This is a genomic window from uncultured Pontibacter sp., from assembly GCF_947492645.1.
Taxonomy (GTDB): Bacteria; Bacteroidota; Bacteroidia; order Cytophagales; family Hymenobacteraceae; genus Pontibacter.
In genome coordinates this window covers 304,155-322,116 of sequence record NZ_CANLMZ010000001.1, presented here as the reverse complement: position 1 = coordinate 322,116, position 17,962 = coordinate 304,155, and the positions used below count along the sequence as shown (strand labels likewise).

Annotated in this window: 19 protein-coding genes; 6 read left to right on the top strand and 13 right to left on the bottom strand. The window is 44.5% G+C overall.

The annotated features are described in order from the left end of the window. Window positions 1-108 precede the first annotated feature (108 nt). The 3 genes from Q1A23_RS01335 to Q1A23_RS01325 form a co-directional block, all read right to left on the bottom strand. Window positions 109-870 carry a creatininase family protein gene (locus tag Q1A23_RS01335; RefSeq protein ID WP_299818363.1) on the bottom strand — a complete coding sequence of 254 codons (762 nt, stop codon included), beginning with the start codon at window positions 868-870 and terminating at the stop codon, window positions 109-111. A gap of 96 nt (window positions 871-966) precedes the next feature. After that, window positions 967-2,199: a gliding motility lipoprotein GldJ gene (gene gldJ / locus Q1A23_RS01330; protein ID WP_299818360.1), complete on the bottom strand. Its 1,233-nt coding sequence runs from the start codon at window positions 2,197-2,199 to the stop codon at window positions 967-969. A 63-nt stretch (window positions 2,200-2,262) separates the two neighbouring features. Continuing rightward, window positions 2,263-3,276 carry a PorP/SprF family type IX secretion system membrane protein gene (locus Q1A23_RS01325; RefSeq protein ID WP_299818357.1) on the bottom strand — a complete coding sequence of 338 codons (1,014 nt, stop codon included), beginning with the start codon at window positions 3,274-3,276 and terminating at the stop codon, window positions 2,263-2,265. Between the two features lie 138 nt (window positions 3,277-3,414). Between Q1A23_RS01325 and Q1A23_RS01320 the strand changes: the two genes are divergently transcribed. Continuing rightward, window positions 3,415-6,420: an AsmA-like C-terminal region-containing protein gene (locus tag Q1A23_RS01320; protein WP_299818354.1), complete on the top strand. Its 3,006-nt coding sequence runs from the start codon at window positions 3,415-3,417 to the stop codon at window positions 6,418-6,420. A 258-nt stretch (window positions 6,421-6,678) separates the two neighbouring features. Then, complete coding sequence (locus tag Q1A23_RS01315; RefSeq protein WP_299818351.1) at window positions 6,679-7,467, top strand: DUF4382 domain-containing protein; 789 nt, start codon at window positions 6,679-6,681, stop codon at window positions 7,465-7,467. Between the two features lie 212 nt (window positions 7,468-7,679). On the opposite strand, the gene Q1A23_RS01310 is transcribed toward Q1A23_RS01315, so the two are convergent. From Q1A23_RS01310 to Q1A23_RS01300, 3 genes are all read right to left on the bottom strand, one after another. Continuing rightward, the gene (locus Q1A23_RS01310; protein WP_299818348.1) at window positions 7,680-8,156 is read right to left on the bottom strand and encodes a DinB family protein; all 477 of its coding nucleotides are present in this window, start codon (window positions 8,154-8,156) and stop codon (window positions 7,680-7,682) included. Between the two features lie 2 nt (window positions 8,157-8,158). Then, window positions 8,159-8,548, bottom strand: coding sequence for a hypothetical protein (locus Q1A23_RS01305; RefSeq protein WP_299818345.1), 390 nt, complete (start codon window positions 8,546-8,548; stop codon window positions 8,159-8,161). Between the two features lie 72 nt (window positions 8,549-8,620). Then, window positions 8,621-9,001 carry a diacylglycerol kinase family protein gene (locus Q1A23_RS01300; RefSeq protein ID WP_299818342.1) on the bottom strand — a complete coding sequence of 127 codons (381 nt, stop codon included), beginning with the start codon at window positions 8,999-9,001 and terminating at the stop codon, window positions 8,621-8,623. A gap of 261 nt (window positions 9,002-9,262) precedes the next feature. Between Q1A23_RS01300 and Q1A23_RS01295 the strand changes: the two genes are divergently transcribed. The 3 genes from Q1A23_RS01295 to Q1A23_RS01285 all read left to right on the top strand — a co-directional run bounded on the left by Q1A23_RS01295 (window position 9,263) and on the right by Q1A23_RS01285 (window position 11,708). After that, entirely contained in the window at window positions 9,263-9,988 is a 726-nt protein-coding gene (locus tag Q1A23_RS01295; protein WP_299818341.1) for a hypothetical protein, read from the top strand. A gap of 32 nt (window positions 9,989-10,020) precedes the next feature. Next, complete coding sequence (locus Q1A23_RS01290; RefSeq protein WP_299818339.1) at window positions 10,021-10,617, top strand: hypothetical protein; 597 nt, start codon at window positions 10,021-10,023, stop codon at window positions 10,615-10,617. Between the two features lie 161 nt (window positions 10,618-10,778). Next, window positions 10,779-11,708 carry a hypothetical protein gene (locus Q1A23_RS01285; RefSeq protein ID WP_299818337.1) on the top strand — a complete coding sequence of 310 codons (930 nt, stop codon included), beginning with the start codon at window positions 10,779-10,781 and terminating at the stop codon, window positions 11,706-11,708. Window positions 11,709-11,721: 13 nt separating this feature from the next. On the opposite strand, the gene Q1A23_RS01280 is transcribed toward Q1A23_RS01285, so the two are convergent. The 5 genes from Q1A23_RS01280 to rlmF form a co-directional block, all read right to left on the bottom strand. Then, window positions 11,722-12,039: a peptide-methionine (R)-S-oxide reductase gene (locus tag Q1A23_RS01280; RefSeq protein ID WP_299818334.1), complete on the bottom strand. Its 318-nt coding sequence runs from the start codon at window positions 12,037-12,039 to the stop codon at window positions 11,722-11,724. Window positions 12,040-12,060: 21 nt separating this feature from the next. Beyond that, window positions 12,061-12,456, bottom strand: a complete 396-nt coding sequence (locus Q1A23_RS01275) for a methionine-R-sulfoxide reductase (RefSeq protein WP_299818331.1) — start codon at window positions 12,454-12,456, stop codon at window positions 12,061-12,063. 96 nt (window positions 12,457-12,552) lie between these two features. Further along, window positions 12,553-13,329 carry an SDR family oxidoreductase gene (locus tag Q1A23_RS01270; RefSeq protein ID WP_299818328.1) on the bottom strand — a complete coding sequence of 259 codons (777 nt, stop codon included), beginning with the start codon at window positions 13,327-13,329 and terminating at the stop codon, window positions 12,553-12,555. A 234-nt stretch (window positions 13,330-13,563) separates the two neighbouring features. Next, complete coding sequence (locus tag Q1A23_RS01265) at window positions 13,564-14,094, bottom strand: GNAT family N-acetyltransferase (RefSeq protein WP_299818325.1); 531 nt, start codon at window positions 14,092-14,094, stop codon at window positions 13,564-13,566. Between the two features lie 128 nt (window positions 14,095-14,222). After that, a complete protein-coding gene (gene rlmF / locus Q1A23_RS01260; RefSeq protein ID WP_299818323.1) occupies window positions 14,223-15,188 on the bottom strand; it encodes a 23S rRNA (adenine(1618)-N(6))-methyltransferase RlmF in 966 nt (321 codons plus the stop codon). Window positions 15,189-15,518: 330 nt separating this feature from the next. Here rlmF and Q1A23_RS01255 point away from each other — a divergent pair, with 330 nt between their 5' ends. Beyond that, complete coding sequence (locus tag Q1A23_RS01255) at window positions 15,519-16,259, top strand: SDR family oxidoreductase (protein WP_299818320.1); 741 nt, start codon at window positions 15,519-15,521, stop codon at window positions 16,257-16,259. 95 nt (window positions 16,260-16,354) lie between these two features. Here the strand turns inward: Q1A23_RS01255 and Q1A23_RS01250 are convergent, their stop codons facing one another. Together Q1A23_RS01250 and Q1A23_RS01245 are read right to left on the bottom strand one after the other, a co-directional pair. Continuing rightward, window positions 16,355-16,885: a YkgJ family cysteine cluster protein gene (locus Q1A23_RS01250; RefSeq protein ID WP_299818317.1), complete on the bottom strand. Its 531-nt coding sequence runs from the start codon at window positions 16,883-16,885 to the stop codon at window positions 16,355-16,357. Between the two features lie 155 nt (window positions 16,886-17,040). Beyond that, the gene (locus tag Q1A23_RS01245) at window positions 17,041-17,883 is read right to left on the bottom strand and encodes a GIY-YIG nuclease family protein (protein ID WP_299818314.1); all 843 of its coding nucleotides are present in this window, start codon (window positions 17,881-17,883) and stop codon (window positions 17,041-17,043) included. Between the last annotated feature and the right edge of the window lie 79 nt (window positions 17,884-17,962).

Sequence of the window (17,962 nt, the reverse complement as noted above, 5' to 3'; positions counted from 1 at the left end):
AAGAAGTTGTTAGCCATCAATTTATACTACTGCTGATAAAAATCACAAGGCTGCCCTTTCTTTAATACGGAGGGGCAGCCTTGTTTAAATACCTTATAGTATAGATCACTATTCATACCTGTTCTTTATATCCACGTAGGCCAATTGCAGGTATAGTTCGGCCATCTTCTCGGTCACTACTTTAAAGAAGCGTTCTCCTTTTTCTTTTGTAGCGGCTTTAGGGTTTCCGATGCCCGTGTCCTCCGATACCATAGACCATTGGCGCTCCGACCAAGCCCAACCTTCCCGAATTCCCTGTATCTTCGACTTTCGCTCTTTGCCCTCTCCTGCTTCGTCTAAAGGCAAAACCAGTTCAGGCTTTAGATAAAGTATAAGGCTTGTTTCCATCTCATCTGCATGGTCTCCCTTTTTATCAAAGTATTGGTGCTTATCGGGCAACTGAAACCAATTGCTACTAACAAGTAGCATCTCCGGAAAGCGTAAGCCCAGTTCACGAAGTATAGGCTTAAAATCGTTGCCGCCATGGCTGTTTACGATAAGTAGCTTGTGTATACCCTGGCGATTTAATACTTCTACAATATCTCTAACAATGGCCAGCTGCGTACTTGGGTTTAAGTTAATATCCAGCTTAATATCAGCCTGGCCTGTGTTTACCCCAAAAGGTATGGCGGGCAGTACTGTTATGCTGGCTCCCTGCTCCCAGGCAATCCTTCCTGCTTCAGCGGCTATACTTTCTGCTTCAAAAATATCTGTGCCGTAAGGCAAATGGTAATTGTGGGCTTCTGTTGCTCCCCATGGAAGTATAGCCAAATCTACTTTTTGCTCTTTGAGGGCTTTCCAGTTTGACTCTGCAAGTATGTATGGTCTCATAGTAGTAAGTTTCTTGTTGTGCTACAAATTATAGTATGCGCATAAAAAAAGCCTGAGGTTTTATCCCCAGGCTTTTCTCTATTTCGATATTGTTGTTTATCTGTTTGATCCAGCGTTTATCATTGCGCAACGGAAACCGATTGTTGCAGTTGATGAATCCTGTGTCATGAAGCGGCGTGTACCTGGAGATAACCAGTAAGCCACATCTTTCCATGATCCGCCTTTATAAACTTTCACCTCGTCAGTTACAAGAGAGTGGAAGCCTTCGCTTGAATCGTAGTTCTCCTGCTCGTCAAGGTAACCATCACGACGGAATGGGTTTAAGTCTTCAACATCCTCAAATGAAAGCGGACGGTATGTATCCTGCACCCACTCGTTTACGTTGCCAGCCATGTTGTATAAACCAAAGTCGTTTGGAGGGTAGCTGTAAATATAGTCTGTGATCATGGCGCCATCGTTCAAAGCACCGGCAATACCGGCATAGTCACCACGGCCACGCTTAAAGTTAGCCAGGAACTTACCCATTTCGCGACCGTACGGGTTACGTACCTGGTGGCCATCCCAAGGATAAAGTCTGCGGTTGTTCTGGTTTTCGTCTTCAGAATATTGTGTACCGATCATAGCTTGTGCAGCATATTCCCACTCAGCTTCTGTTGGTAGGCGGTAGTTAGGCAACACATATCCAGACTCGATAGACGGCTTGCTGCCTTCTACAGACTCTTCTCCGCCACCTCTACGGCCAAACAGGCCTCTGCGGCCGCCGCCACCTTCTGCTTCTTTCGCAAGGTTTTCGTTAACCTTAGCTGTACGCCAGATAGCGTAATCATTAGCCTGTAACCAGCTAACACCTACTACCGGGAAGAAACGGAAACCAGGGTAACGCAGGTAATACGTTACATAAGGGTCGTTGAAAGACAGTTGGCGAGACCAAACTGTTGTATCCGGTAAAGCAGCTGTGTATACTTCTGGTAAAGAGTCTTGCTTTAAGTAGTGCAGGTACTCTAGCCAGTGAATGTTGGCCACTTCAGTTTCATCCATAAAGAAAGAAGCAACTGTAACTGTACGCTCAATGTTGTCGCGCGTCATAGCCACATCTTCTTCCATAGAACCTAGTGTAGTACGGCCACCTTCAATAAAAATAAGTCCAGGACCGCCTTCAATATCAGCATAATCGTTTACCTGGAAAGACTCTTCTTCCTCGCCGTATTCAATACCGGTAGCGGTACTGTAGTCACCAGGGTTTCTGCTGGTTGGCTGTCCCCCTTTAGAGCAAGCTGTCAGGAGTAATCCTCCAAATACTACAGCAGATAGATACTTTGCAAACTTCATAAAATAGTACCCAATTAAGATAAGGTTCTTTTAACGTAAATTAAAGTGCAATTATAATTAAAATTAGAATGCCGGACAAGGGATGCTTCTGTTAATTTTGCGGCCCCGGCGGCTTCCAAACAAATTATTAATTTCCAGGTGTTCAAAAGCAAGGGTAATCTCATTTGCACCCCCTACTTGTTTGCTTAAACCGCTAAGGCCAATATCGTGGCTAAAGCCAACTTTAAAGCCTTCTAATTGCAGTCCTGCTATTACGGACAAGGCTTGGTCCTGGTTAGTTCCAGTTACTACCGGAATACCTTTATATATTATACCTAACGTAAGCGGCGTGTATATAGTATGCAATCCTAAATCTACCCTTCTAAAATTGTTTTGTTGTATGTAAGTGGCTGATGGCGTAAAGCTTAACTCAAAAAGTTGGCCGCGTTCTTCGTAAGATCTGGCGTAAAATTTATACCCGGCATTTACAAGAAAGTCTAAAGGTAACCTGGTCTTTTCCTCAAAGCCATATGCTGGTCGGTTTAGATTAGCAACTTTTAAGCCCAGCCAAAACTGATCAGCGTAAAACAAACCCCCGACTGCAAAGCTAGCATAGCTCCTTGGCTCAAACCTGGCGGCCTCTGCCGATGTTAATGCAATTTGCCCGTTATCAGATAGTTGGTCCCCAAAAACCAAGTTATCGTAGTTGATGCTAAGGGATGCCACGCTTGCCTGCAACCCTACAGACATAGCCCATTTGTCCGTTAAAGCCGTATGATAAGCGTAACCTGCTGTGGCCTGTAGTTTTTGTAATCCTCCTACACCGGCACGGTCCTGGTGCACTACCAGATTTATTGCACTTTTTGAATTTTCGAGCCTGTAATCGGCAGCAAACTGGTTAGTTACAAAAGATCCGTTTAAAGCAGGCCATTGGTTACGGTGCGTCAGCGTGGCGCTCCAGCTGTGGTTTAAACCGGCAAACGCAGGGTTTAAGTACAGCTTATTGGCATACTGCTGCGTAAAATGAGTTTCCTGTGCCAATGCTGTGAGGCAGCAAAGGCAAAGTATAACGCAGTAGCATACCTTTTTTATAATCATACTTCTTGTTAAGCCGGTTTTTTATAGTTTATGTACTTATAATAAATTAAGCGGGCAATATTTAGCACGGTTTTAGCTTTAATTACATAGTTTAGCTTTAATTAGCTTTTGTATCAGAAATTATCACCACCACCCTATATGAAAAAAGTAGTTATTGGTTTCTTTATTTTCCTGGCAGTTTTGCTTGCCTTTGCCGCGCTTGTGCCGGTTCTTTTCAAAGATAAAATTAAACAAACCCTCGACAAAGAGATAGCAAAGAATATAAACGCCACCGTTATCTATGAGACAGATGATGTTAGCCTTTCTTTGTTCAGAGATTTCCCTAACCTGTCGCTTGGCGTAGACAATCTGGCCATTGTAGGCAAGGATTCTTTCCAGACAGACACTTTGGCACAAATTCCCTCTTTTAGAATGGGATTGAATTTGGCTAGTGTTATTTCCGGCGACGAACTGAAGGTTAACTCTGTTACTTTAGACGAACCTGTTATACGCCTTATTGTGCTGAAAAGCGGAAAAGCGAACTGGGACATCTTTTTATCAGACACAACAGCCGCCACAGAAGCAGACACAGCGGCCTCAGACTTTAGCATGGCCATTAAAGGCTGGGAGATAAACAACGGCACGCTTTTTTACGATGATTTAAGTATCCCTTTTGGTGCGGCGCTTTATGGCGTAAACCATGCCGGCTCGGGCGATTTTGAGAAAGATGTTTTTGACATGGATTCTAAAACCACCGCAGATCGCTTTACCATGACCTACGATGGTGCCAACTATATCGAAAATGCAAAGCTGAATGCCGATGTAACCATGGCCATGGACCTGAACAAATACCTTTATACTTTTAAAGAAAATAACATCCGCATCAACGAGTTTCCTTTTAAGTTTGATGGTACTATCCTGATGCCGGAAGAGGCCATTGACTTTGACCTTACCTTTAGCGCCACAGAAACAGACTTCAGAAATGTGCTGTCGATAGTGCCGGGTATGTATAGCGAGCAGTTTAACGATATAAAGACAGAAGGAAAGTTAAGCTTTGACGGTTTTTTTAAAGGCCGTATGATAGACACGTTGATGCCAGGTTACGGTGTAAACCTGCAGGTGATAGATGGTATGTTCAAATACCCTGACCTGCCAGAGGCTGCCCGTAATGTAAATGCTGATATGAGTGTGGTAAGCACCGACGGCACTCCCCAGAACACTAATATCGATATTCGTAAGTTTCACATGGACCTGGGTAAAAATCCTGTAGATGCGCGAGTAACCGTTAAAGGCCTGGAGGTAATGCAGATTGACGGCAATGTGAAAGCAAATGTTGATCTGGCTGAAATGACGAAGGTGTTTCCGATAGAGGGCATGACGCTGCGTGGTTTGCTTAAAGTAGATGCCGATGCCAAAGGCACTTACTCGGAGAAGAGTATGCCGGTAGTAAACGCAGACCTGAACATGACCAATGGCTATATCAAATCCAAAGACTTTCCGGCACCTATCCAAAACCTGAGCATGGTGACCAATATCCGGAACACGACCGGAAATACCGACGATACCCGCGTGAACGTGCAGCGCTTTAGCATGACCCTGGATGGCGAGCCTTTGGAAGGAAACATGCTGATTCAGGGTATAGACAAACCTGCTTTTGATGGCCGCATAAAAGGTATACTTGACTTAGCCAAACTTACAAAGATTTTCCCGCAGGAAGGCATGACAGTAGCTGGTAGAATCACAGCTGATGTGGCCGCTAAAGGTAAACTGAGCGACATTGAAGCCGAGAAGTATAACAACGTTATAGCAAATGGCACCATGGCCATCAGCAACCTAAGCTTTGTGAGTACCGATCTGCCGCAGGGTATAAAAATCAGCAGGGCCAACGCTACTTTTAACAATGAGCGTGTAAACCTGCAAAACATGGCTGGCCAGCTAGGCAAAAGTGACTTTCAGGCAAACGGTACTGTTTCTAACTACATAGGCTATGCTTTGGCTGATAACCAGTCTCTGCGCGGTAACTTTAACATCAGCTCTAACACTTTTGATGTAAATGAGTGGATGGTGGATGAAGCCGGCGCTCCTGCCGAAGAAACTGCCGAGGGTGTAGTAGAAGTGCCGGCAAACTTAGATATGGCGCTTAATATTGATGCCAAGCAGGTGCTGTACTCTAACATGAAGCTGAGCAATGTAAACGGGCAGGTGCAGGTAAAGGATAAAGTAGCCAAGCTGAACAAGGTAACCTTTAACACCTTGGGTGGTACTTTTGCAGTTGGCGGTAGCTACAATACTCAGGATCTGCAAAAGCCTTTGTTCGACATGAAGCTGGACATCCAGAACCTGGGTTTCAAAGAGGCATTTAACACCTTTAACACAATTCAGGCCATTGCTCCTATCGCCAAGCTGCTGGAGGGTAAGTTTAACACAAGCTTTGCCTTTGCCGGGGAACTGGGCCAGGACATGACACCAATCTTTAAGACCTTAGATGGTAATGGTATAATAAATGTAATTAAAGCTGCTGTGCGCGATGTGCCTATTGTAGATAAAATAAGCAGCCTCACCAATTTTGAAGAGCTGAAGAGTTTTGTGGTAGAGAATAAAAAGATAGATGCGCAAATTATCGATGGCAGCCTGGTTATTCGGCCGTTTGATATGAAAGTAGGCAATGTGGATATGACCGTGGGCGGCTCTAATAACGTTAATGGAGAGATTGACTATATAACTGCTTTGAATGTACCTGCGGGCAAAGTAGGCCGCGAACTGAATACACGTTTGGCAAGTTTGTTAGGCAACAATGCAGTAGCAACCTCTGAGAGAGTTACTTTAAACCTAAGTATAGGCGGTACGCTATCTAACCCTAAAGTGGCCTTGGCAGGAGGCTCGGTAAAAGAGCAGGCAAAGGATCTGGTTAAGAGTGCCGTACAGAGTAAAGTAGACGATGCAAAACTGCAACTGGAGCAGCGCAAGCAACAGCTGCAGGATAGCGTACAAAATGAACTGACCAGGCGTAGAATCGAAGCTGAGCAGAAAGCCCGTGAAGAGCTGGAAAAGAAACGCAAAGAGGCTGAACAAAACATAAAGAAGCAGGCAACAAATAAGATTGGAGATTTGCTCAGATCGAAAACGCAGCCTAAAAACGATACAACCAAATCAGGGAACAAGTAGTAGTTGTGCTATTTATATAGCTATATCACAATTTTAAATTACTATACAAAGAAAGATGCCTGAGACGACAGTTTCAGGCATCTTTCTTTTATGGCTGCACGTAATTTCGTTCAACTTTCTTCGTTTAACCATTCCAGGGCAATAGGCGCATAACAAGAACTTATACTTTAAATAAACTAAATTAACTGTAGTTCCAACGCTTTAACTGTTGCCTCTGTGGCTGCCTCTAATGTTGGGTTAAACCCTTAATGTACAATTATGATGAAAAAGATATTTATACTTCCGCTATTGCTTAGCGGCCTTGCCATGTTTAGTGGCTGCGACAGTAACAGCGACGAAAGCGGTACTGCTAAAATGCAAGTGCGCTTAACCGATGCACCTGGCGATTATGCTGCAGTAAACATCGATATTAAGTCGGTGCAGGTACACAAAGATAACGGTGATACAGAATCAGGATGGATCACATTGGATGAGATCAACCCAGGTGTTTACAACCTGCTCGATTTCGCTAACGGCCGCGATACATTGCTGGCAAGCTCTACTTTGCCCGCGGGCAGAATTTCCCAGATCAGGCTGGTGCTTGGCAACGATAACTCTCTTGTGCTTAAAAACGGAGATGTGAAGAGCCTTAAAACCCCTAGCGGCCAAACCTCCGGCGTTAAATTAAAAATAGACGCAGACCTGGAAAGTGATGTGACATATGTGCTGCTGCTAGACTTTGATGCCGCCAAATCCATAGTGGCAAGAGGAAACGGACAGTATAACCTGAAGCCTGTTGTGCGCACCATTACGCAAGCTGTAGCAGGCGGCATTAAAGGCAAGGTAACTCCAGCAGCATATAAACCGGGCATTTATGTTATATCGGCTGCCAACGATACTATTGGCGGGTTTGCCAACGATGCCGGAGACTTCCTGATCAAAGGGGTTCCGGCTGGCACGTATACTGTTAAGTTTTATACAGAAGGGGATGCGCACAATAAAACCATAGACAATGTAAGTATAGCCCAGGACCAGATAAAAGACTTGGGTACGGTGGTGCTGGAGTAGTCTCTTGATTATATGACAAAAGACAAATAAAAAGGAGCTCTCCAATATGGGAAGCTCCTTTTTTGTTTTGGTTGTTTACTTAGAATTTGAAAGTATACCTATCTATACTTTGTGACAAAGCACCGTTAGATAGAAAACGTACGGGTAGAACTTTTAATAGAGTCCATCTCCTTTTTCAAATAATTCTTTGTCTAATGGTCTTTTGTCACAAATTAGAACACCTGTCCCATCAGCTCACGCACATACGTTACGTAATCTGTGTTTGGAGGGGTATGGCCATTCTTGCGCAAGTCTGTGGCTACCTGTGCACGATGGTACGTAGCGTGGTTAAAAGCGTGCGTCAGGATGTCCAGCACGCGGGTGCTGTACTTGTTGCCCTGGCTGTTAGTGTAATCTATCAGGCGGTTAAACTCTGCTTCATCAGCGTTAGCTACAAGCGCTGCTATTTTGTAAGATGCGCTTTTGTGCAGTTCCTTCAACTCATCCAGGTTATGCTCTTGCCATACTTTAACCGGGCTTTGCGTGCCTGTGATGCGTGCAATCCAGATAGCCTGTGCGTTTAAGGCATGGCTAAAAAGACGGGCAGCATTGTTAGGTACGCTTGGTAAGCCACTAAATACATCCAGCATCGTTTGGTTGGCCCAAATGTTATATTCTGATAAATTTTTTAATACGTCGTTTCCTGTCATGGTTACTGATGTTCTCGTTTATCTTCCCAAATTAAAGTCTCGTTGGACCGTTTCTCAAAAAAGTCTGTGCAGCGGCCATCTCCCCTGCCTGTTATACCTCCGTCTGGTTCGCAAAGTATGTTTCCCTCCATGTCATAAAGCTTGCCGGGTATATCGCAGCAACGGCCCGTGAGGTAGTATACTTCCTGCTCCTTGTAAGTATAACGGTAAATTTTGGCGGGAGGGTTGGATGGTTTAGCCTGTTCTATCTCGTCAATCAGCTGGCTTAACCAGGGGGCAGCCTGTGCATTGGCGGTAGCTGCTGCGGGTATACTTGGCGATGCACCCGGTTTACAAGCCATCATCATACCTGCCAGCAGCATTATTAGTGCTAAACTCTTTGCTTTTGTCATGCCTGTAAGGCTTGTTTATTTAAATGCAGCGCAAAGGTAATAAACACTATGATCTAAAGAAAAGATGTTTGTTTAAACGCTGAAATACGACACCCAGTAAGGCACGAAAATAATGAGGCCAATAACTGCTGCCGTAATGGCCGCCAACAACACAGCACCCGCTGCAAGGTCCTTGGTTTTGCCGGCCAGCAGGTTTTGCTCCGGCGATACCAGGTCTGTTATAGTTTCGAGGGCAGTATTAAATGTCTCGGCCATCCAGACTAACCCAATACAAAAGATAAGGATGCACCACTCTGTGCGGGTAACCTCAAACCTGTAGGCCATTATAAGTACCATAATGCTGGCTATTACATGCAGGTGCATGTTAGGCTCTGATCTGAAAACAGCGGCAAGACCTTTTAGGGCAAATTTAAAACTGTTGTACCTGGACGCAATGAAAGATGGTCGGGACATAAAGTATAAGTATATAGTGGCTGCTATAGTTTGCTTTTACAGAACTACAAGGTATAAAGTTTTTTAAAGCTGCCGCATCAAGTGGCCTGCTAGTACAAGCACCGGTAAATAAGCTGCCAACGCATGGCTGGCCAATTTGCAAGTTTACACACCGTTTAAAATACCTGTTAGTTAGGGTTTTATGTCTGATATTTAATTTGTTTAGTATAGATAAAAAGCTATTTTTAGCAAAGGAAAATCCTGCGGTAAACACCAAAGCTTATGAAGAAAATTATACTAGTGTTACTGGTGCTGGTGCCATGTTTTATGGCGCAGGCGCAGGATGTGCTGCTAAAGCGCAACGGCGATGAAATACAGGTAAAGGTGCAGGAAATCGGATTAGAAGTGATCAAGTATAAACGCTTTGATAACCTGCAAGGGCCTGTAATTTTGATAGCTAAGCAGGATGTGTTTATGATTACTTACGAGAATGGCATCAAAGAAGTGTTTAACGAGCCGGCAACCGGAAATGTGCCTCAGGCAGATGGCAGCAAGCAGAGCGGGTATAGGTATGAGCAGGAGCACCTGAAGCTATCAGGCCCCAGGATTGGTTTTACCGTGCTCACCGATAAGTACAGAAGCAACATCCGCGACGACTACGATACGAATGTAAACGCTTTTATGACACAGTTTGGGTGGCAGTTCGAAACGCGTGTGTTTACCCTAGATAACGGTGTATCCGGTTTATTTGAGTTTGTGCCCTTGGTTGGCGGCCTGGAGCAGGGTAAGTTTCTGCCAAGCTTAAGTGCCTTAATTGGAGTAAGAGGAGCTAAAGGCTTTGAGTTTGGCCTTGGGCCGAATGTGTCGTTGGGCGGTGCTGGAGTAGTGATGGCGGTGGGTACAAACTTCCAGAGCCAGGGAGTTAACTTTCCGGTGAATTTCGCCTTTGCCCCTTCTAAAGACGGTGGTAGGTTTAGCTTGTTGTTTGGGTTTAACTCGCAGCGATAAGTATAACATGTAATTTAATTAATCTGCTTGCCATGAAGAAGTGCATACTTTTGTTGCTGTTGCTGCTCGCAGCCTTGCAAACCACCTTTGCCCAGGACAGGATTGTGAAGCTAAACGGAGACGAGCTAATGGCGCGTGTACTGGAGATAAAACTGCAGGAAATTGTGTATCAGCACCCCGACTCGCTGCATGGCGCTTTACATACTTTACCCAAGGCTGATGTATTTATGATACATTTTGCCAATGGCACTAAAGAGGTGTTTACACAGAACCTGCCCGAGAGCCAAACCAGTAGCAGCAACTATTTAAACCCGGACCAGATGTACCAGTTAGGGAGCGATGATGCGAGGAGGTTATACAAAGGCACCGGAGCAATGTGGGGATCAGCGGGATGTGCACTTTTTTTTCCTTATGGCCTGGCTGGTTCCGCAGCCATTGGTTTAACGAAGCCTAAAGCCTACCGCAATCCAGTCTCTAATATTAATTACCTCACAGACCCACATTATGTGAAAGGGTATGAGCAGCAGGCACACCGAAAAAAAGCCGGTAAAGTAGCAGCTGGAGCCGGCATAGGGTTGGCTGCCATTACAGCCGTTGTAGTTGTTGTACTCGCATCTGTATACCAATAAGTATGTTACCAAAATAGAAGAAGGCACCGGCCGGCAACTCGGCAGGTGCCTTTTGTTTTAATAAGATGTTTAAAGAGTATACAATGAAAACAGAGCAGTGACTGTTGTTTTATAACTAAAAACTTAGTTAATTAGTATAGCTAACTCTAAAACAAAGTTATATGAAAAAGCTGCTATACTTTTCTGCTTTGATTTTGACGGGGCTCTTTGCCTGGTCGTGTACGCCTGATCTATACCAAAGACCCGTAACTATAGATAAGCTTACTTTTTCTAATAACGCCGGCGATAAGTATGATTATCAGTTTAACCGCGTAAATGGTTGGTTTCTGCAGAAAATAGAAACGCTTGGGCAAGAGAAGCACACCTTTGATGTAGATACTACGGCCAGGAAGCGCTACCGCAAGTATAACTATACTCTGGTAGCCTCGCTGGATAAGCTCGTGATTGAGAATCAACCAGGCGTATACTATCAGTTATACCTGCGGCCAAACAGCGGCATCGGCAAGTTAAGAGGAGGTGTGCAAGATGATTTGTATAACGAACTAAAACTTTTCTCGCCAGAGGAGAATTTTCTGCAGCACGAGCAGGACTTTTACACCGATAGCATTGTAGCAGGCCCGTTTAAAAGGCTTATTACAGTTAATGAACTATATGAGCCACTTAACGTGGAACAGCCCGGTATCATCAGTTTCGCTATAGATAGCATTAATTTTTCTAAGGGCTTTAAAAAGCGCCAGCGCGAAAGTATAAAGCGATTGGTAAACAACACAGTTGTGCTTATGCAGCGCAACAATCCTACTAAAAGCCCAAACAAAGGGCCGGCCTTTAATTACTACCCCAACTATGAGGCTAAGGAAGGTAAGGTGCCTGCCTCCTACGTTGTTAACCTGAATGTAAGCCAGGACCCGATCTCCAACAAAATCAAAGTAAGTATAAACAGCCCCGGCTACACCCCCGACTCCTGGACGAGAACAGACGCTACCTTTAACAGAATAGATTTTCTGGCAGGGCATGATTATGAAGCCAACATGCGCCTGAACATGTTTGTGCGGTCTTTTATAGGAAAGGTATATTACGCTAAAACAAAGTAGCGTTATATCATACCTAAGGCTCAGAGTTAAATTTTATAGCCCCCGCATTAATGCAGTAGCGCACATTGGTCGGGGTGCGGTTATCCTCGAAGAGGTGGCCCAGGTGCTGCCGGCATTTACTGCACAGCAGCTGCACCCGGTATTGGCCATAACTATTTAGTGGGTTATGCACAACACCCTCCCCTACCTGCGCCCAAAAGCTAGGAAAGCCGGAGCCAACACTAAACTTTGCACTCGCCTCGAAAAGCAGATTGCCGCAGCTAGAGCAAGTATAAACGCCTTCTTCTTTCGTAAGCCTATTATTGTCTACTCTGCCCCTGTGCCTAAACATACTGTTATTACTGTTCCAGGTCTATTTTTCCAGGTCTTCTACCGGCACAAACTTCATAGAGATAGAGTTTACGCAATGGCGAATGTTTTTTGGAGTAAGGTACTCGCCTTCGAACACATGGCCTAAATGGCCACCGCAGTTGGCGCATACAATTTCAGTCCGGCGGCCATCCGCATCCGGCACACGCTTTACAGCTCCGCTTATCTCATCATCAAAACTAGGCCAGCCACAATTAGACTCAAATTTATACTCCGAAGTATAAAGCGGTGCGTTGCAGCGGCGACACAGATACACCCCCTCTGCCTTGTTACGCTCATACTCACCTGTACCCGGGTACTCGGTGCCTTTATGTACAATAATGCGTTCTTCGTCCGGGGTAAGCTTGTTATACTCTGATGGGTCTTTTGCTATTTTCATGTGGTTTATACTTTGTGGTAAGTCTTATCTGTACTGCATTAACAAATAACGCACCGCAGGGTTTTAAGGTGACAGTTTGGCGGGTTCATACGCTGGTTATGCCCCTTGCCCCACAAGCTGCGAAAGGCCGCCATCCATAAAGTAGCTCGAGCCGGTAACATAGTCTGAGTCTGAAGATGCCAGGAACAAGGCCACTTTCGCTATTTCTTCTGGTTTGCCTGCACGCTTCATCGGTATGTTCTTTTCGCTCTCTTTACGAGCTCCTTTGTCGTCCATAGCTTCCTGGTTCATAGGCGTCAGGATCATGCCGGGGCAAACATTGTTTACGTTGATGCCATCCTCTGCCAGCTCTAAGGCCAGGGTGCGGGTAAGGTTACGAACACCAGCTTTGGAGGCGCAATAGTCCGCTGTGCCCGCCGATACAATCTCCTCGTGCACAGAAGACACATTAACGATTTTGCCTTTGCCGCCCTTTTGTTTACGGTGCCTGATAAAAGCGCGGGAACAGAAGAACGTGCCATACAGGTTGGTGCGGATGGTGCGGTCAAATACCTCTGTGTCCATGTCGGCCACGTTAATGCCGGAACCGTTTACTGCAGCATTGTTCACCAGGATATCTATAGCTCCAAAGGTTTTCAAAGCCTGTTCAAATAGCTGCTCCACTTTCTGCTCATCGCTTATATCTACCTGCAGCACAATGCCTTTTCTGTTCAGCTTTTCTACTTCTTTTAATGTCTCTTCAGCGCCTTCTTTATCTGAGTGGTAACAGATAACTATATCAGCGCCTTCTTTGGCGTACGCGATAGCCGTTGCCTGCCCTATACCCGAGTCTGAGCCTGTGATCAGGGCAACTTTCCCTTTAAGTTTGTCCATGTGCAAGTGTTTTAGGATGTGAATTTAGCCTAAGGCATTTGTAAACATACTGTTTGCTTAGGCTGATGGTTTTGTAGCTGCCTTAAACTTTCACGGAGGAGCGGGTAAGCTGGGTTATACTTAGCTATAGTACTTTTCCGGTGTATTTGGATTTAGGTGGAGCAGCGTCTTCTAAGCTTATCATCGATATTAAGCCATCAACAGCCGTTTGCTCTAAATAAGCCGCTGTTAAACTTACTGCGCAAGCCTGTAAATGAGCGGGTGCCGCACACTCACAAAATGCGCCACATCTTCGGCGGTGACAGTAGTTGGGTAAGACATGAGCAACAGCGTTAACGGTTGCTGCCCCTGGTGGTAAGAAGGCTGCTGGTAAAAATGGTGATTTAGCACAAAGCCACTCTGCTCATAAAACCGGATGCGGCGCCTCTTTATTTCTTCCTGCGGAAGCTCTACTTCTAAAAGCACGGGGCGTGTATCTCGGTTAACAAAAGCATGCAATATACGTTTGCCATAGCCTTTACCCCGTACTGCCGGTACAGTAGCAAAATGCTCTATGTAGCGCACCTCCTCAAAGCTCCACCACAAAAGCAGCCCTATAAAGCTGCCCTCTTGAAGTATAAGCTCGAAGTGATAATTGGCTTGAGGCATGATATCTAGCTGCCAAGGCAGGGGGCGGCGCTCCTCCAAAGGAAAAGAGTTTTGGTATAGCTCCCAAGCCTCCTCAAATAGCCTGTGCGATGCATCTTTCAGCCTTATGTACTTCATAGCAGTTTGCCTTTGTAATAGCAGCTGGTTTATACTTTGTAGTTTAAATGGCTGCCTAAGTATAAATGCGGAAGTTTATTTTACACTCTAGTGTTTTTCTGAAAGTATAAATCAACTTTCTGTCTGGGTTACTTCCACCTGGCTTCGGCCCATGTTTTCTGTTGTTTTGAGTCAAGAAATGTCCAGGCTACAAGGCGGCTTGTTTTGTTGCCCTGGCCCATGGGTATAGTATGTGTGTGTTGTGCACCCGCCGCTTTTAAAGTATAAAGTATACTTTTCAGGTTAGATGCTTTCGATACCAAAGTTGTAAACCAGAAGCAGGATGTGCTAAATTGCTTGCTCTCTTTTACCATGCTTTCCACAAATTTTGCCTCTCCTCCTTCGCACCACAGCTCCGCCTTCTGGCCACCGAAATTTAATGTGGGCTTGCTGCTATGCTTTTGCTGCAGATTTTTGAGTTTACGCATGGTGCCAGCCTGTGCCTCAGCCAAAGAGGCATGGAACGGCGGGTTGCAAACGGTAAGGTCGAAGTGCTCGCCTTTGTTTATGATGCCTGCAAAGATATTTTTAGGGTTATGCTGCAGGCGTAGCTCAATATTTCCTTTAAGAGCTGTATTGGCTTCTACTATTTTATCTGAAGACTTAATAGAAACAGGATCAATATCAGCGCCAACAAACGACCAGCCATACTCTTTGTGGCCAATGATGGGGTAAATACAACTGGCCCCTACGCCTACATCCAGGCACTTTATCTTGCTTCCGGTTGGCACTTTTCCACCGTTTGAGCTGGCCAGTAAATCTGCTGCATGATGTATATAATCTGCTCTTCCGGGTATGGGCGGGGTAAGGTAGTTCTGCGGAATATCCCAGTTTTTGATTCCGTAAAAATGCGCTAATAGTGCTTTATTCAGCATTTTTACTGCATTTGGATCAAAGAAATCCACAGAGGCATCGTTGTACTCATTTAGCTTCACAAAAGGCTTTAGCTCCGGGCAACTGGCTATAAGCTGATCGAAGTCATAGCGTCGGCGGTGCTTGCTGCGTGGGTGCAATGCTGCTTTTTCTTTCGGATGTTCCTTCTTTTTGGAGGGCATGGTACTTATTGTATGCAACTGGTATTACGTGTGCCTGGAGAAAATTTGACAAATCTATACTTTATCCAGCAAGTTTAAGCGCAGTAGTAACTAACTCTTGGAAAAGTATGGTTACTGAAAACTCCTTTACAAACTGGCTGCAAAACACTCCCACATGTTGCGCTGTTGCTAAACTTGCGGGATGGTGAGAGAAGCTAAATTTACTTCATCACAAGTATACTTATTCCTCAGGAGGCTGATAAAGAAGTAAAAATTGCCACTTATGCCGCTGCCTCGTCATAACCTCCTTCTCCGGGGCAAGTATAAACAGCTTTACGAAACCTATAAACTATGAAGCTGAAAGATAAAGTAGCCATTGTAACCGGGGCATCGCAAGGTATAGGCAAAGCCACCGCAAAAGCCCTGGCCGCAGCAGGCGCCAATGTAGTGCTGGCTGCCCGCCATACAGACGACTTGAAAAAAGTAAAGCAGGAAATTGAAAGCGAAGGCGGTGAAGCCACCATAGCAGAAACCAATGTAACAGACCTGAAGCAGGTGGAAGCTATGGCCCAGACAGCTTTAGATACCTATGGTACCATTGATATACTCGTAAACAGCGCCGGATTAATGCCCCTCTCCTACATGAAAAACCGCCACCTGGAAGAATGGGAGAAGATGGTAGACGTAAACCTGAAGGGTATACTTAAAGCTGTTTATGCGGTGCTGCCAACCATGATCAAAAACAAGAGCGGGCATATTGTGAACATGGCCTCTATTGATGGGCGAGTGATGTACCAGGGTGGTGCTGTGTACGGAGCTACCAAAGCTGCTATCATTGCGCTGTCAGAAGGGTTACGCATGGAGCTTTCTCCTGACTACAACATTCGCATTACGTCTGTAGAGCCAGGCACCGTAGACACAGACCTGCGGGAGTCTATCACAGACAAGGAACTGCTAAACGATATGGATTGGGGCGAAGGCGAGTCAAAATTAGAGCCGGATGATATCGCAGATTCTATACTTTATGCACTCAATTTGCCAAGCCGTGCCAACGTGAATGAGATTTTGCTGAAGCCTGTTGGGAAGCAGTAGAACTTTGGGAATGTTATAAAGCAAGTATATTTTCAAGTAGTAGCTATAAAAGTAATTGCATAGAACTACGGGATCCAGGCAATAATCTTTTGCTTTTAAAATACGGTAACACCAAATCTTTCTGACAGCAGACTATCAAGTTGCTTAATATCCGCTATTAACTCTTTGAATTCTGGTGTTGATGATAATTCGTGCTCGTTTTTCTGATACAGCTTTTTCAGCTCGGTCATCTTAAAGTAAAATGATTGTGATTGTAGCTTGATCTGTAGTAACGCTAATTTTTCTTCTATAGCGCTCTTTCTCTGTTTAGCCACCTCAACTGTTTCGATGGCCGAAGTATAATCCAGTTCTTTTCGTTGGAGGGATTTTAGGAGTTCGCAATCATAGCTGGCACATTGTTTCGGCCTGTCTGAGTAAATAGTGCAACCACCACAATAGCGGTTACAGGGCTGAATAAGAACCCCATCATTAGTGGCCTCCTCAACATTCAATAATTCTCTTAACCCAGGCAACTCTTCCCGATTGAGCTGCACAAAGCCAATCAGGGTGCCATCGCAACACAACCCACAAGACAAACATAAATTTGTTGAATCACCCATACTTCCGAATTTAAGCACTTCTTTCATGTGCTATCTAAAGGTAGCTTAAATTGCAGCCAGTACTAGTATAAACGTAACACTACTTCTTTTAGTCGTCTTTGCTGGTGTAAGCTTATAGCTCGTACTATAATACTTTTGTGTTAAGAAGAGTACGAGCTACAAGCTCGCACTAGCGGGTACAGCTATTTTCTTTTTAATTCATCAAGGGTTATTCCACTTTTGTCTTTCCAGCTTGTCCAACCATTGGTTGCCCTTCCTAATACGACACCACCAGCCGTACTTGGAGAATTGAAAATATAATCTTCCATAAATCTATACTTGCCATCAACGTTCATAACAATCTGCTCTTCTATCAGCTTTTTCCTCAGGTTTACCAAATAATCATGGCAAGAAGCAGTTGTGTTTGGCTTTAACCCTGATCCTTTGAAAACGACAAAACCATCATCAATTAAATCTCCTTCAGCATAAAGATTATCACCTTTAAGCATTAGAAGTTCTTTTTTAGTTATGGACTCTTTATTTATTTTATCAAACACAGGAAAGCCTAATGTAGAGAGCAGAATCTTAATTGTATCGAAGCTGTCTAATAAATCAGCCTCCATAGATTCAGTTACAAAAGGTTTGCTTGGAACTACCGTATTTTCTGCATCAAAGCGGTTGGCTTCTTTGGCTTCTGCCACAGCAACATGTTCCAAGTATTTAGTATGAGACTTAGTGAAAGCATTGATTTTAGAAACCATTACAACTGCATAGTTCCAAAATTCCTTTAACCTGTTGTGCTGCTTAATCCGATCCAAGCAGTCTTCAGCTTCACCTATATAAACCATAGGTTTTGCTTTATCAGCACTCTCTCCAAATAGAAAATATACGCCAACATTTTTCAACTCCTCTCTACTAGCTATATACTCTAACTTATTTCTTGGGACTAGAACTGCCTTTACAACTCTGTTAGTTATTTCTGCAATCTTCACACTACGCGGTGATCCATCAGGTAAGAAAATTTGAATTGTTTGCGGTCTGTTCATAGCTGTAGCTTAAAGGATGGTTAGAAGTATAAATATAGCAAAAGCTACATGAACTTATACAAAACAAAAAAGCAGCCCC